The 13,554-nt window shown below is 56.7% G+C and carries 13 protein-coding genes and 1 pseudogene; all 14 read right to left on the bottom strand.

Annotated features, from left to right (window positions below):
- Positions 1–16 precede the first annotated feature (16 nt).
- Positions 17–1,549, bottom strand: coding sequence for an NADH-quinone oxidoreductase subunit M (locus ABZ728_RS11435; protein WP_366656251.1), 1,533 nt, complete (start codon positions 1,547–1,549; stop codon positions 17–19).
- 11 nt (positions 1,550–1,560) lie between these two features.
- Positions 1,561–3,507 carry an NADH-quinone oxidoreductase subunit L gene (nuoL, locus tag ABZ728_RS11430; RefSeq protein WP_366656250.1) on the bottom strand — a complete coding sequence of 649 codons (1,947 nt, stop codon included), beginning with the start codon at positions 3,505–3,507 and terminating at the stop codon, positions 1,561–1,563.
- A gap of 12 nt (positions 3,508–3,519) precedes the next feature.
- Entirely contained in the window at positions 3,520–3,828 is a 309-nt protein-coding gene (gene nuoK / locus ABZ728_RS11425; protein ID WP_366656757.1) for an NADH-quinone oxidoreductase subunit NuoK, read from the bottom strand.
- Positions 3,829–3,833: 5 nt separating this feature from the next.
- Positions 3,834–4,451, bottom strand: a complete 618-nt coding sequence (locus ABZ728_RS11420; protein ID WP_366656249.1) for an NADH-quinone oxidoreductase subunit J — start codon at positions 4,449–4,451, stop codon at positions 3,834–3,836.
- A gap of 132 nt (positions 4,452–4,583) precedes the next feature.
- Positions 4,584–5,072: an NADH-quinone oxidoreductase subunit NuoI gene (gene nuoI, locus ABZ728_RS11415; protein WP_366656248.1), complete on the bottom strand. Its 489-nt coding sequence runs from the start codon at positions 5,070–5,072 to the stop codon at positions 4,584–4,586.
- A gap of 70 nt (positions 5,073–5,142) precedes the next feature.
- Positions 5,143–6,153: an NADH-quinone oxidoreductase subunit NuoH gene (nuoH, locus tag ABZ728_RS11410; protein ID WP_366656247.1), complete on the bottom strand. Its 1,011-nt coding sequence runs from the start codon at positions 6,151–6,153 to the stop codon at positions 5,143–5,145.
- 9 nt (positions 6,154–6,162) lie between these two features.
- Positions 6,163–8,214, bottom strand: a complete 2,052-nt coding sequence (gene nuoG / locus ABZ728_RS11405; RefSeq protein WP_366656246.1) for an NADH-quinone oxidoreductase subunit NuoG — start codon at positions 8,212–8,214, stop codon at positions 6,163–6,165.
- 12 nt (positions 8,215–8,226) lie between these two features.
- Entirely contained in the window at positions 8,227–9,525 is a 1,299-nt protein-coding gene (nuoF, locus tag ABZ728_RS11400; RefSeq protein WP_366656245.1) for an NADH-quinone oxidoreductase subunit NuoF, read from the bottom strand.
- Positions 9,525–10,280 (bottom strand): NADH-quinone oxidoreductase subunit NuoE, encoded by a 756-nt coding sequence (gene nuoE / locus ABZ728_RS11395; RefSeq protein ID WP_366656244.1) that lies wholly within the window; start codon positions 10,278–10,280, stop codon positions 9,525–9,527. Before nuoE ends, nuoF begins: the two co-directional genes overlap by 1 nt.
- On the bottom strand, positions 10,277–11,464 hold the full coding sequence (locus tag ABZ728_RS11390) for an NADH-quinone oxidoreductase subunit D (protein WP_366656243.1): 1,188 nt from the start codon (positions 11,462–11,464) through the stop codon (positions 10,277–10,279). Before ABZ728_RS11390 ends, nuoE begins: the two co-directional genes overlap by 4 nt.
- A gap of 10 nt (positions 11,465–11,474) precedes the next feature.
- A complete protein-coding gene (locus ABZ728_RS11385) occupies positions 11,475–12,116 on the bottom strand; it encodes an NADH-quinone oxidoreductase subunit C (RefSeq protein WP_366656242.1) in 642 nt (213 codons plus the stop codon).
- Positions 12,117–12,144: 28 nt separating this feature from the next.
- A complete protein-coding gene (locus ABZ728_RS11380; RefSeq protein WP_366656241.1) occupies positions 12,145–12,714 on the bottom strand; it encodes an NADH-quinone oxidoreductase subunit B family protein in 570 nt (189 codons plus the stop codon).
- A complete protein-coding gene (locus ABZ728_RS11375; RefSeq protein WP_366656240.1) occupies positions 12,705–13,073 on the bottom strand; it encodes an NADH-quinone oxidoreductase subunit A in 369 nt (122 codons plus the stop codon). The genes ABZ728_RS11380 and ABZ728_RS11375 overlap by 10 nt, the downstream gene beginning before the upstream one ends.
- A gap of 269 nt (positions 13,074–13,342) precedes the next feature.
- Positions 13,343–13,554: pseudogene (locus ABZ728_RS11370) on the bottom strand (transposase domain-containing protein); the annotation flags it as partial.

The following is a 13,554-nucleotide window of genomic DNA, read 5'->3' as shown; positions in this document are numbered from 1 at the left end:
CTGCTTTCCCTGCTTCTCATCGCCGCGCGACATCAACGACAGCGGTCCCTGTGGTTTCCGCCGCCGCGAGGGCCAGTTCATAATTGTCGACCAATGCTTCAACAGAGGCTTCCATCACGCCAAGAAAACTGGAGGGATATATCCCCATCCAGAATACCAGCAGGACGAGCGGCGCGAATATTGCGACTTCGCGGGCTTTCAGATCCGGCATTTTGAACAGTTCTTCCTTAACCAGCTTACCGAAGAACAGCCGGCGGTAAAGATACAGCATGTAAGCCGCTGCCAATATCACACCGACGGTCGATAGCGCCCCGACCCAGGTGTTGGCCATGAATCCGCCCAAAAGGCTCATGAACTCGCCTACGAAACCGCTCGTTCCAGGCAACCCGACCGATGCAAGGGTGAAGACCATGAAGACGACAGCATAGACCGGCATGTTGTGCACAAGGCCGCCGTAACGTCCGATTTCCCGCGTGTGCAACCGATCATACACAACGCCGACGCACAGGAACAAAGCCGCCGAGACGACGCCGTGACTGAGCATCTGAAAAATCGACCCCTGAATCCCCTGCGTCGTCATTGAGAACATGCCGACGGTGACATAACCCATATGCGCGATCGATGAGTACGCAATGAGCTTCTTCATATCTTCCTGAGCAAGCGCGACCAGGGACGTATAGATGATTGCTACCACCGATAGCGCGAAAACCAATGGGGCGAAGAACTCGGTGGCCTCGGGCAGCATCGGGATCGAGAACCTGAGGAACCCATATCCGCCCATTTTGAGCAATACGCCCGCCAATATGACAGACCCGGCGGTTGGTGCCTCAACATGGGCGTCGGGGAGCCAGGTATGAACCGGCCACATCGGGATCTTGACCGCAAACGACGCAAAAAGTGCCAGCCAAAGCCACATCTGCATCGATTCCGGGTATGTGGTTTCAAGCAGTGTCGGAATGTCGGTCGTACCCGCTTGAACGAACATGGCAAGCATTGCGACGAGCATCAAAAGCGAGCCCGTCAGCGTAAACAAAAAGAATTTGTATGCTGCGTAAATCTTGCGCGTCGAGCCACCCCAGATTCCGATGATAATGAACATCGGAATAAGTACACCCTCGAAAAACACGTAGAATAGAAGATAATCGAGCGCGCAAAACATGCCGATCATCATTGTTTCAAGGATCAGGAACGCGATCATGTATTCTTTGACGCGAACCTTGATGCTTTCCCAACTGGCGAGAATACACAACGGCATAAGAACCGTGGACAGCATCACGAACATCATCGAAATGCCGTCAACACCCATGTGGTACGCGATACCAACATCCGGCAGCCATTCGACCCGTTCGACGAACTGAAACGCAGCAGTTCCACGTTCGAAGCCGAACCAGATCCACAACGACAATACGAAAGTCACTACCGTCGTGATCAGCGCCATCATTCGCGAATTCTGCGCAACCACGGCATCATCGCCGCGAGCCAGCACAAAAATGAATGCTGCGCCGACCAGCGGCAGGAAAGTAACAAGAGAGAGCAACGGCCAATCCATGGGTACGGTCCTTACCCCCAGAACCTGAAGAGATACCACGTCACGAAGACCACCACACCAATGAGCATGGCCGACGCATAATGGTAAACGAAGCCGGTCTGCGCCTGGCTGACTTTCCTCCCAAGGGAAGCGGCAGCACGCGAGACGCCATCCGGACCAATGCCGTCAATGACCGCACCATCGCCTGACTTCCAAAGCCCCCAGCCGAGTGCAAATGCCGGCTTGACGAAAATACGGTCATAGAGTTCGTCGAAGTACCATTTGTTGAAAACGAACCGGTGAATCGGTCGGAAAATCATCACGAACAACTCCGGCAGCACCGGGTTGCGGATGTAGAAGAGGAAGGCGAGAGCGATGCCGAGAACTGCCATCACGACAGGCAGCAACTTCACCCAGAGGGGAACATTGTGAGCGAACTCAACGGTCATGTTCTCGGGCAGCACGAAAATTGACTCGCCCCAGAAGGTGTCCATGCCGTGATAGACGAAGGTGTCGTACATAAAGGCGCCCGCAAGCACGGATCCGACCGCCAGAACAACGAGCGGCGCCAGCATCACCACCGGGCTCTCATGAACATGCGCCATTACGGCCTCATCGGCCCGAGGCTTTCCGTGGAAAGTCATAAAGATGAGCCGGAAACTGTAGAAGGCGGTCATGAAAGCAGCGGAAACACCAACCCAATAGGCCAATGTGCCGTGCCACGCGTCCCGCGCCCAGGCTGCCTCAAGAATGATGTCCTTGGAATAAAAGCCCGAGAGCCCGAAGACTCCATAGATGCCGATGCCGGCCAGAGCCAGACTTCCGATCCACATCATCGCGTAGGTGTATGGCACCTTTCGCCAGATGCCACCCATCTTGCGCATGTCCTGTTCATCGGACATGGCGTGAATAACCGATCCTGCGCCAAGAAAAAGCAGCGCCTTGAAGAAGGCGTGGGTCATAAGGTGAAAAATGGCCGCCTGATAGGCCGAAACACCCAGAGCGAAGAACATATAGCCAAGCTGACTCATCGTCGAGTAGGCGATCACTCGCTTGATATCGAACTGGGTCATTCCGATCGTCGCTGCGACAAGCGCGGTCGCAGCGCCAACCACGGTCACCAGAACCAGAGCCACTGGTGCGTATTCGAAAATGGGCGAAAGTCTGGCAATCAGGAAAACACCGGCCGTCACCATTGTGGCCGCATGAATGAGAGCAGAAACCGGAGTCGGTCCTTCCATTGCATCCGGTAACCATGTGTGCAGACCGAGTTGCGCCGATTTTCCCATTGCTCCGATAAACAGAAGCACGCACGCCGTCGTCAGAGCATGGACCTCGAAGCCGAGGAACTCGAAATTCCGGCCTGCCATTTCGCCTGCCATGTCGAACACAGTATCGAAATGGACCGAACCGAAAATCTTGAAAACTGCAAAGATTCCCAGCGCCAGCCCGAAGTCGCCGACACGGTTGACCAGAAACGCTTTGATGGCCGCTCGGTTGGCCGATGGCTTGTGGTACCAGAACCCGATCAGCAGATACGATGCCACGCCCACCCCTTCCCAACCGAAATACAGTTGGATGAAGTTGTCGGCCGTCACCAGCATCAGCATGGCAAAGGTGAAAAGGCTCAGATAGGCGAAGAACCGCGCTTTTGCATGATCGTGGCTCATATAGCCGATGGAATAGATGTGAACCATGGCCGAAACCACGGTTACCACAACCAGCATGACCGCCGTGAGCGTATCGAGCTTCAAGGCCCAATTCGCCACGAAGTCACCGCTGTTGATCCACGAGAAAAGCGTGATTGTTCTTGCGTTGCCGCCAAACGCGATATCGAAGAAAAGTATTATCGAGATCAACGCCGACAAGCTGACGCAAGTGACCGTGACGGCAATGGCACCGCGCTCTCCGATTACCCGGCCGAACAGCCCGGCGACCAGGAATCCGAGCAGCGGAAGAAATACTGCAGCTACTTCCATGGAAGGGGTTCCTCAGCCTTTCATCAGGTTGATGTCGGCGACCGCGATTGTGCCGCGATTACGGAAATAGACCACCAGAATAGCCAGGCCAATGGCGGCTTCGGCTGCGGCGACCGTCAGAACAAAGATTGCAAATATCTGTCCGCCGAGGTCATTCATAGCAGTCGAAAAAGCAACAAGGTTGATGTTCACAGCCAAGAGCATCAACTCGATGGACATTAAAATGATTATGACGTTCCGCCGATTGAGGAAGATGCCGAATATTCCGAGTGTAAACAGAATTGCTGCGACCGTAAGATAGTGACCAAGGCCGATTTCGATGCCCATTACTGCACACCTCCGCCGCTTTTGACTTTGCGAATGGCAACCGCCTGATCGCGCGTACGCGCCAGCTGGTTACTTACATTCTGACGCCTTACGCCAGGTCGATGACGCAGTGTCAGGACGATGGCCCCGATCATCGCGACCAGCAGGATCAAGCCAGCTGCCTGGAAGAGATAGACATACTGCGTGTAAATCAATTGTCCCAACGCCGCCGTATTGGTCACCATATCGGGATCCGGTGTCGGCGCCCTCGCGGCGAGTTCAATCGATCCTGACACGGTCCAGGTGCCGAAAATCAGGACCAGCTCGATCAGCAGAATGAGACCAATCAGGGCACCGAAAGGCAGGTACTGCAGCGCGCCCTTCCGAAGTTCGGAGAAACTGATGTCCAGCATCATGACGACGAAGAGGAAGAGAACCGCCACAGCGCCGACATAAACGACCACCAGTATCATCGCCAGAAACTCGGCGCCCATCAGGACGAACAGGCCAGCGGCGTTGAAGAATGCCAGAATGAGAAACAGCACCGAGTGAACGGGGTTCCGGGCCGATATGACCATGATACCCGAGGCCACCGCCACACCGGCAAACATATAGAATGCCAAGGCCTGAACGATCATATTCGTACGCTCCCGCGCAGATGGGAGAAAAAGGGGATGGCGATGCCGGCTTGGCGGCACCGCGCATGGCGTAGGCGCTTCACCCAGGAGGGGAATGCGCGGTCCGTGCGGCCCGAAGGCCGTGCGGCGGTTTTAGCGGTAAGGAGCATCGGCCGCAATGTTTGCGGCCAGCTGAGGCTCCCACCGATCACCGTTTTCGAGCAGCTTCTGCTTGTTGTAATACAATTCCTCGCGTGTTTCGGCCGAAAACTCGAAATTCGGCCCTTCCACGATCGCATCCACCGGACAGGCTTCCTGGCACATGCCGCAATAGATGCATTTCGTCATGTCAATGTCGTACCGAGTCGTTCGCCGACTACCATCCTCTCTTGGCTCTGCTTCGATCGTAATCGCCAGTGCCGGACAGATAGCCTCGCAAAGCTTACATGCGATGCACCTCTCCTCGCCGTTTGGATACCGGCGCAGCGCATGTTCGCCTCGGAAACGCGGACTGAGTGGTCCCTTTTCGTAGGGATAGTTCAGCGTAACCTTGGGCTTGAACATGTATCTGAACGTCAGGCTGAGCCCCTGGACGATTTCGCCCAATAGCAGACTCCGCGCCGTTCGATCCATCACACCCATTGTTCAGACCTTCCATCAGATCGATGCATTGAGCGCGTCGGACGCGCCTTCCTTACCGGCCGCTCGCTATTCACGTGTTCGGCAGCATGTCGAAAGCAACGAGGAACCCGGCCGTAAGTACCACCCATAGCAGTGAGAACGGCAAGAACACCTTCCAACCCAGCCTCATGAGCTGGTCGTAACGGAAACGCGGGAACGTCGCTCGCACCCAGATGAATACGAACAGACACAGCAGGATCTTGGCGATGAACCAGAGTGGCCCTGGAATCCAGGTGAACGGCGCGATGTTGAACGGCGGCAACCAACCTCCCAGGAACAGGATAGTTGTCATCGCACTCATCAGGATCATGTTTGCGTATTCGCCGAGGAAAAACAGGGCGAATGGCATGGCCGAATACTCGACGTTGTAGCCGCCGACCAGCTCCGACTCACCTTCGGGAAGATCGAACGGTGCCCGATTGGTTTCGGCCAGCGCGGACACAAAGAAGATCACGAACATCGGCAACAAGGGGATAGCAAACCAAAGCCCCTGCTGCGCCAAAACGATATCCGTCAGGCGCAACGATCCTACGCATAGAAGGACGGTAATAATGACGAAGCCGATCGAGACCTCATAAGAGACCATCTGGGCAGCCGACCGCAGGGCGCCGAGAAAAGCGTATTTCGAGTTCGATGCCCATCCGGCCATGATGATGCCGTACACGCCAAGAGACGAAATCGCAAACAGGTACAGGATGCCGACATTGATGTCGGCAACCATCAGTCCTTCACCAAAGGGAATGACGGCCCACGCGACGAGGCTGAGCAGGAAAGTGATCATCGGCGCAAGCAGGAAGACGATGCGGTTGGCCCCTGCAGGGATGATGGTTTCCTTGGTCAGCAGCTTCAATCCGTCGGCAACGGACTGCAGCAGACCAAAGGGGCCGACAGTCATCGGCCCCTGCCGGAGTTGCATCGCGCCCATAACTTTGCGTTCGGCGTAGACGAGATAGGCGACGGCTATCAGCAGCGGTCCGACGATCGCCAAACACTGCATCACGATGATTGCCAACGGCCACGCGTAGTCGTTCCAGAAATGCATCGGTCTTCGCTACTCCGCTGCTTCCGCATGGCCGAGGATTTCCTCGACGCATTTCGCCATTGTTTCTGATGCCCGCGTGATCGGATCCGTCATATAGAATATCGACACGGGCGAGGTAAAGGGTTGGTCCGAAACGGATCCAACTGCACCGAACTCACCCCATGGGTTCGCATGGCACACATCAATCTCCTGGAATACCGGAGCAGCAGTAGCAAGCGCCATGCGGACGTCCTGCAGAGAATCGAACGGCAACGACTTCCCGAGCCGATCGCTTAGTGCCCGGTGGATCTTCCAATCCTCGCGGCCCTCGCCGATCGGAAATACAGCCATGCGGCCAAGCTGAACACGTCCCTCGGTGTTGACGTAGATGCCGTTCTTTTCCGTGTGAGCTGCGCCAGGCAGGATAACATCGGCGCGATGCGCACCACGGTCACCATGAGTACCCTGATAGACGACGAAGGCGTCGCCGAGAGCTTCCATGTTGATCTCATCGGCGCCATGCAGCCACACCGCCTTGATTGCCCCTGAAGCTGCGCCATCGAGAATACCGTCCGTGTCGAGCCCGCCCTCGCCCGGAACAAATCCACAATCCAGGCCCCCAACGCGGGAGGCAGCCGTATGCAGGACGTTGAATCCGTTCCAATCGTCGCGAATCATTCCTGACTGCTCGGCGATGGATCGGCATTTCGAAAGAATTGCCGACCCGTCGTCTCTCGCCAGCGCACCTTGCCCCACGATGATCATGGGATTGCTTGCCTGCTTGAGCACATCCGCGAAACTGTGGTTGCCATTGAGAATTTCGGCAAGCGATCCCGGCCCGGCGCCTATATACATTGTAGGATACGAAAGATCCGCCTGCGGCCCCACCACGCCGATACTCATGCCGCCCTTCAGCCACCGCTTTCGAATGCGTGCGTTCAGTATCGCCGCCTCGGTCCGGGGGTTGGACCCAACGATAAGGATGGCGTCGGCATCCTCGATCCCCCTGATCGTCGTATTGAACACGTAGGATGAACGGAGGTTGGGGTCGAGCTTTGCACCGTCCTGCCGACAATCAATATTCGGCGATCCCAGTCGGTCCATCAGCATCTTCAAGGTGAACATGGATTCGACGTCGCAAAGGTCGCCGGCTATTGCCGCGATCTGCTTGCCATCGAGGTCACCGAACCTGTCAGCGATCACGGCGAAAGCTTCATCCCAGGATGCCGGCTGCAAACGCCCGTCGCGTCTGACATAGGGGCGATCCAGACGCTGACGACGCAATCCGTCATAGGCAAATCGAGTCTTGTCGGAAATCCACTCTTCGTTCACGTCCTCGTGAAGCCGCGGCAGTACCCGCATGATTTCGCCGCCACGACCGCCCAAACTGATGTTTGAGCCGACAGCATCATGGACGTCAACGGACGGTGTCCGCCGTAATTCCCATGGACGCGCGGCAAACGCATAGGGCTTCGACGTCAACGCCCCGACGGGGCAGATATCGATCATATTGCCAGAAAGTTCTGAAGAAATTGCCGATTCGATATAAGTGCCAATCTCCATATTCTCGCCACGGCCGGTAGCACCCATTTCCGGTGCGCCAGCGATTTCGTCGGCAAAGCGAACGCAGCGAGTGCAATGGATGCAGCGTGTCATGAATGTCTTGATCAGCGGACCCAGGTATTTCTCGGTCACTGCGCGCTTGTTTTCTTCAAAACGGCCCCGATCAAAACCGTAGGCCATCGCCTGATCCTGAAGATCGCATTCTCCACCCTGGTCGCAGATCGGGCAGTCGAGTGGATGATTGATCAGCAGAAATTCCATGACGCCCTTGCGGGCCTTATGGACCTTCTCACTATCCGTATGGATGACCATCCCCTCGCCAACCGGCATGGCGCATGACGGGATCGGTTTCGGCGCCCGCTCCATCTCGACCAGACACATCCGGCAATTGGCGGGCACCGACAGTCGGTCGTGATAGCAGAAACGGGGGATCTCGATCCCCAGCATCTCACAAGCCTGGAGAACGTTGGTCCCCGGCTCCACCTCGATCTCGTGACCGTCAATGGTGAGTTTTGGCATCGTGTCGTCCCTCTACTCAGCGGCGGCGGCCGAATGTGTCGCATCGCGGTACTCGCGAATCCGGCGCTCCATCTCCGGTCGGAAATGCCTGATCAATCCCTGTACGGGCCAAGCTGCGGCATCGCCATGCGCACAGATCGTGTGTCCCTCCATCTCTTTGGTGACCTCGAGAAGAAGGTCGATCTCTTCGGCCCGGGCGTTACCTCGGACCATGCGCTTCATGACCCTGTAGATCCAGCCGGTGCCTTCTCGGCACGGCGTGCACTGTCCACAGCTCTCGTGCATGTAGAAATGCGACAAACGCGCGATGGCGTAAACGATATCGGTCGACTTGTCCATGACGATGACGCCAGCCGTACCGAGACCCGACTGCACTTCCTTCAGCGAATCGAAATCCATCAGGACGTTGTCGCAAACGTCCTTGGGTATGACCGGTGTCGAACTCCCTCCGGGAAGGACCGCCAGTAGATTGTCCCACCCACCACGGACACCGCCTGCATGCTTATCGATCAACTCGCGGAGCGATATACCGAGCTCTTCTTCCACGTTGCACGGATTGTTCACATGACCGGAAATGCAGAAAAGCTTGGTGCCGCTGTTCTTCGGTCGGCCAAGGTTGGCGAACCATTCGGACCCGCGACGAAGAATTTCCGGTGTTACAGCGATCGATTCGACGTTGTTGACAGTCGTCGGGCATCCCCAAAGGCCAGCCTGTGCGGGGAATGGCGGCTTGTTCCGCGGCATCCCCTTTTTGCCTTCGAGGCTTTCCAGCAGTGCCGTTTCTTCGCCGCAGATATAGGCGCCGGCGCCGCGGTGAAGATACAGGTCGAAATCCCATCCGGACCCACAGGCGTTCGGCCCGATCAATCCAGCTTCATATGCTTCGCCAATGGCGCGAGCGACTTCGGTGCCCTCGTTGTAAAATTCTCCGCGAATATAGATGTAGCAGGCATGCGCGCCCATGGCGAAGGACGCAACAAGCGCCCCCTCGATCAGCCGATGAGGATCGTGGCGGAGTATTTCGCGATCCTTGCATGTGCCCGGTTCGGACTCGTCGGCATTGATCACGAGGTAGCTCGGCCGGCCGTCCGGGCTCTCCTTTGGCATGAACGACCATTTCATGCCAGTCGGGAAGCCGGCGCCGCCTCGACCTCGAAGTCCCGATGCCTTGATCTCCTCGACGATCTTCTCGCGCCCCAGCGCCAGCAAGTCCTTGGTGTTGCTCCATACTCCGCGACTCTTCGCGCCATCGAGCGACCAGTCGTGCCAACCATAAAGATTGGTGAAAATGCGATCTTCGTCACGAAGCATCAGGATGCCTCCTCGTTGCGGCCCTGGGCTTTGGATGCGAGGTGCATGGCCCGGTCATGGGCAACCCGAATTTCCGGTGGAATGCCGCCGGCCGCTTCCAACGGCGATCCTTCCGATCCGTTGCTCGCCGGTTCGGCGGGCGCCTTCGGTTGAAGATCCTTGAGACTCGTCGGTCCTGTTGCCGCCATGCTTCCGATCCGACGCTTCTGCGACCCCTTGAGCACGTTCTTGCCTGCTTTCAGATCGTTGATCAGCGCGACCGTGGAATCGTAGTCCAGATCTTCATAGTAGTCGTCGTTTACCTGAACTACCGGTCCATTCACGCAGGCACCAAGGCATTCAACTTCCGTAACGGTGAACATCCCGTCATCCGACGAATGCCCCGGCCCTACCCCCGCGGTGTCCGTGACTGCCTTGACGACAGAGTCGGAATTGCAAAGCCAGCACGGTGTCGTCGTGCACACCTGCAAATGAAATTTTCCCACCGGCGCGGGATTATACATGGAATAGAACGACGCGACTTCATACGCCCGGATCCTGGGGATGGACAGCATGTCGGCGACATAATCCATGGCCGCGCGAGGCAGCCAGTTGTCGTGCTGTTTCTGCGCCAGCCATAGCAATGGCATGACCGCTGACTGCTGGTTTCCGGGAGGATAATACGCGATAATCTCGTTCGCGCGGCTCAGGTTTTCCTCCGTGAAGGCGAAAGTGGCCGGTTGAAGCTCCGGCCCGGCCGGCTTCCCAAAAGTCATCGGTCAATCTCCCCGAACACAACGTCCATGGAGCCAATCAAGGCGACCGTGTCGGCCAACATATGCCCCCTGCTCATAAAATCCATTCCCTGGAGGTGCGCAAATCCCGGCGCACGTATCCGGCAGCGGTATGGCCGGTTTGTCCCATCGGCCACCAGGAAGACGCCAAATTCCCCCTTCGGTGCCTCGACAGCCGCGTACACCTCACCGGCGGGTACGTGATACCCTTCGGTGTACAGCTTGAAATGATGAATCAGCGCTTCCATCGAACGCTTCATCTCGGCCCGCGGTGGCGGCGAAATCTTTCTGTCATTGACCTTCACAGGACCATCTTTTGGCATCTGCTCAAGACACTGCTTAATGATGCGCATCGACTGTCGCATTTCTTCTATGCGAACCAGATAGCGCGCATAACAGTCGCCGGTAAGGCCAACCGGAATGTCGAAATCGAGACGGTCATAAACCTCATATGGCTGAGCCTTGCGCAAATCCCATTCGCAGTTGCTCGCCCGCAACATCGGCCCGGTGAATCCCCACGCCAGAGCCTGCTCCAGTGTCACCACACCAATATCGACCGTGCGCTGCCTGAATATGCGGTTCCCGGAGACAAGTGTCTCCAGATCATCCACGAATTTGGGGAAATCTTTTTCGAAGTATTCGCCGATTTCGTCGGCGAGGCCGGGAGGCATGTCCTGGTACACCCCGCCGGGGCGGAAATAGTTCGCATGAAGTCGGGCGCCAGACACCTTCTCATAGAAACCCATCATGACTTCGCGTTCTTCGAAGCCCCAGAGCATGGGCGTGATGGCGCCCAGGTCGAGAATGAAAGTCGTGAGATTCAGCACATGATTTAGAATTCGCGAAATTTCTGCGAACAACACCCTGATATATTGGCCGCGCTCCGGCACCTCGATCCCCAGCAGCCGCTCAGTAGCGATGGCAAAGGCGTGCTCCTGACTCATTGGCGCTACATAGTCTAGCCGATCAAAATAGGGCACAGCCTGCTGATAGGTCTTATACTCGATCAGCTTTTCGGTACCGCGATGAAGCAGCCCGATATGAGGATCGGCTCGTTCGACAACTTCACCATCCATCTCTAGAACCAGACGAAGAACGCCGTGAGCCGCAGGGTGCTGCGGCCCAAAGTTCATCGTAAACGGCCGAATAGATTGTTCCTCCGACATCCTGGGCTCCTTAAGACTTGGCCGGACCGGCGTCGCTATCATTGTGCTCGGCCTTTTCATCGCCGGGAAGCAATTCGCGCGTCATTCCCTCCCAAGGGCTAAGGAAATCGAAACTCCGAAATTCCTGAGTCAACTGAACAGGCTCATAAACTACACGCTTTTGCTCGGTGTCGTATCGCAATTCCACGTATCCCGTCAGTGGAAAGTCCTTTCGCAATGGATGCCCCTGGAACCCGTAATCCGTAAGGATTCGGCGGAGATCCGGATTATCTGAAAAGAACACGCCATACATATCCCATGCCTCGCGCTCATACCAAACTGCGCACGGGAAAACAGACGACACACTCGGTACAGGTGTGTCTTCGTCAGTCGTAACACAAATACGAATTCGTTGATTGTGCGTCAGACTAAGAAGATTATAGATAATTTCGAATCTCTCGTCCCTATCCGGATAATCGACTCCGGATAGGTCAACCAACTGCGTGAATCGGCACTTGGAGTCGTCGCGCAGCCATTTGAGTATTTTTTCGACCGCACCGCGCCGGACTGTTACCGCTAGCTGACCCACATGGATTCGCCAGTCCAGAATATCGGGGTCAAGGGCGCCCTCAACGTAGCCCCCCAGATCACGTAGGGTTTCGTCGGTTATCATCGCTACTCCAGACTTCTTGCGGGCAGCCCTATCGCGCAATGGAGGTGCCGCGCCGGATCTTCTTTTGCAGCTGCATTATGCCATACACCAACGCTTCGGCCGTAGGCGGGCAGCCGGGCACATAGATATCGACAGGAACGATTCGGTCGCAGCCCCGTACGACAGAGTACGAATAGTGGTAGTACCCTCCCCCATTCGCACAGGAGCCCATGGATATGACCCAGCGCGGCTCTGCCATCTGGTCATATACCTTGCGCAACGCCGGGGCCATCTTGTTGGTCAGCGTTCCCGCCACGATCATCACGTCGCTCTGTCGCGGACTTGGACGGGGGATGACACCAAGACGGTCCAGGTCATATCGGGCCGAATACGCATGCATCATTTCGACGGCGCAGCAAGCCAAGCCGAAGGTCATCGGCCACAGCGAACCGGTACGCGACCAGTTAAGCAGTGCATCGAACTTAGCGACAAGGAAGCCCTTGTCCTGGAGTTCGGTGGCGGCGGCGGTAACGAACGGATTGGTGTCCGAAACAGGCGGCAAGCCGGTATCCGACTTGCCGCTTACCGGCGGCCGCGGTTGGTTGAGTGCTACTCCCATTCCAGCGCCCCCTTCTTCCACTCGTAAACGAACCCGATGGTCAAAATCCCCAGAAATATAATCATCGACCAGAACCCGAACATTCCGATATCGCCGAGAACGATTGCCCACGGGAAAAGGAACGCGACTTCCAGATCAAAGATGATGAACAGAATTGCGACCAGGTAGAAGCGCACATCGAACCGCGACCGCGCGTCTTGAAACGGCTCAAAGCCGCACTCATACGCGGAAACTTTCTCCACATCCGGGTTCTGCCGTCCGAGAATCAGAGAGGCCACTACGGCCCCCAGAGATATGGCGGCCGCCAATCCGAGGAATACCAGGATGGGGAAATAGTCCGCCAGGAGGTTGGTTGACATCAAGCCCCTCGGCACATTCGGGTGAACCAGGCGAGCGGGCAACCCGCCACACCAATCATTTTGCAACGCCTATATAAGACCCTCATCCCGCGAAAGGAAGGGAAATCCACGGAATCAGCGAGTGAAGCAGTGCCGCACCGCGCGTCTGCTGCCAGGCATTCCGAGGCCCGGCGAGTCGCAGCGTCAAATACCGCATTCATGGGAATCGTCAGCCCAGTGTCTAGAACGACGTGATGCGACAACAGCGTTCGCGGCGGGAACCCCTTGGATTAAGGGGTTGACGGCGCTTTGTACTTCCAGCGTAACAGTTCGTCGATCCGGCTCTTCGGATGCCCTTGTCGGGTGCTTCGAGCATGGCCTTCAGTTACGCACAAGGATCGATGCCGTTCATTTTGGCCGTTTCGATGAGCGAGGCGATGCGGCCCCAGGTCCGGCCGCCTTCGTCATGCCCGGCGAAGAGGGCATTCTTCCGATTGAGCGC

It is taken from the genome of Fodinicurvata sp. EGI_FJ10296 (assembly GCF_040712075.1).
In the GTDB taxonomy this organism is placed as follows: domain Bacteria; phylum Pseudomonadota; class Alphaproteobacteria; order DSM-16000; family Inquilinaceae; genus JBFCVL01.
The sequence above is the reverse complement of the archived record's forward strand: the minus strand, read 5'-3'. Positions and strand labels throughout refer to the sequence as shown.

Excerpts from the sequence above, each read along its gene's own strand:
- ABZ728_RS11390 (WP_366656243.1), bottom strand. The coding sequence starts at position 11,464 with ATGTCGGAGGAACAATCTATTCGGCCGTTTACGATGAACTTTGGGCCG.
- nuoH (WP_366656247.1), bottom strand. The coding sequence starts at position 6,153 with ATGCATTTCTGGAACGACTACGCGTGGCCGTTGGCAATCATCGTGATG.
- ABZ728_RS11380 (WP_366656241.1), bottom strand. The coding sequence starts at position 12,714 with ATGGGAGTAGCACTCAACCAACCGCGGCCGCCGGTAAGCGGCAAGTCG.
- ABZ728_RS11375 (WP_366656240.1), bottom strand. The coding sequence starts at position 13,073 with ATGTCAACCAACCTCCTGGCGGACTATTTCCCCATCCTGGTATTCCTC.
- nuoE (WP_366656244.1), bottom strand. The coding sequence starts at position 10,280 with ATGACTTTTGGGAAGCCGGCCGGGCCGGAGCTTCAACCGGCCACTTTC.
- nuoI (WP_366656248.1), bottom strand. The coding sequence starts at position 5,072 with ATGGGTGTGATGGATCGAACGGCGCGGAGTCTGCTATTGGGCGAAATC.
- ABZ728_RS11435 (WP_366656251.1), bottom strand. The coding sequence starts at position 1,549 with ATGGATTGGCCGTTGCTCTCTCTTGTTACTTTCCTGCCGCTGGTCGGC.
- nuoG (WP_366656246.1), bottom strand. The coding sequence starts at position 8,214 with ATGCCAAAACTCACCATTGACGGTCACGAGATCGAGGTGGAGCCGGGG.
- ABZ728_RS11420 (WP_366656249.1), bottom strand. The coding sequence starts at position 4,451 with ATGATCGTTCAGGCCTTGGCATTCTATATGTTTGCCGGTGTGGCGGTG.
- ABZ728_RS11385 (WP_366656242.1), bottom strand. The coding sequence starts at position 12,116 with ATGATAACCGACGAAACCCTACGTGATCTGGGGGGCTACGTTGAGGGC.
- nuoF (WP_366656245.1), bottom strand. The coding sequence starts at position 9,525 with ATGCTTCGTGACGAAGATCGCATTTTCACCAATCTTTATGGTTGGCAC.
- nuoL (WP_366656250.1), bottom strand. The coding sequence starts at position 3,507 with ATGGAAGTAGCTGCAGTATTTCTTCCGCTGCTCGGATTCCTGGTCGCC.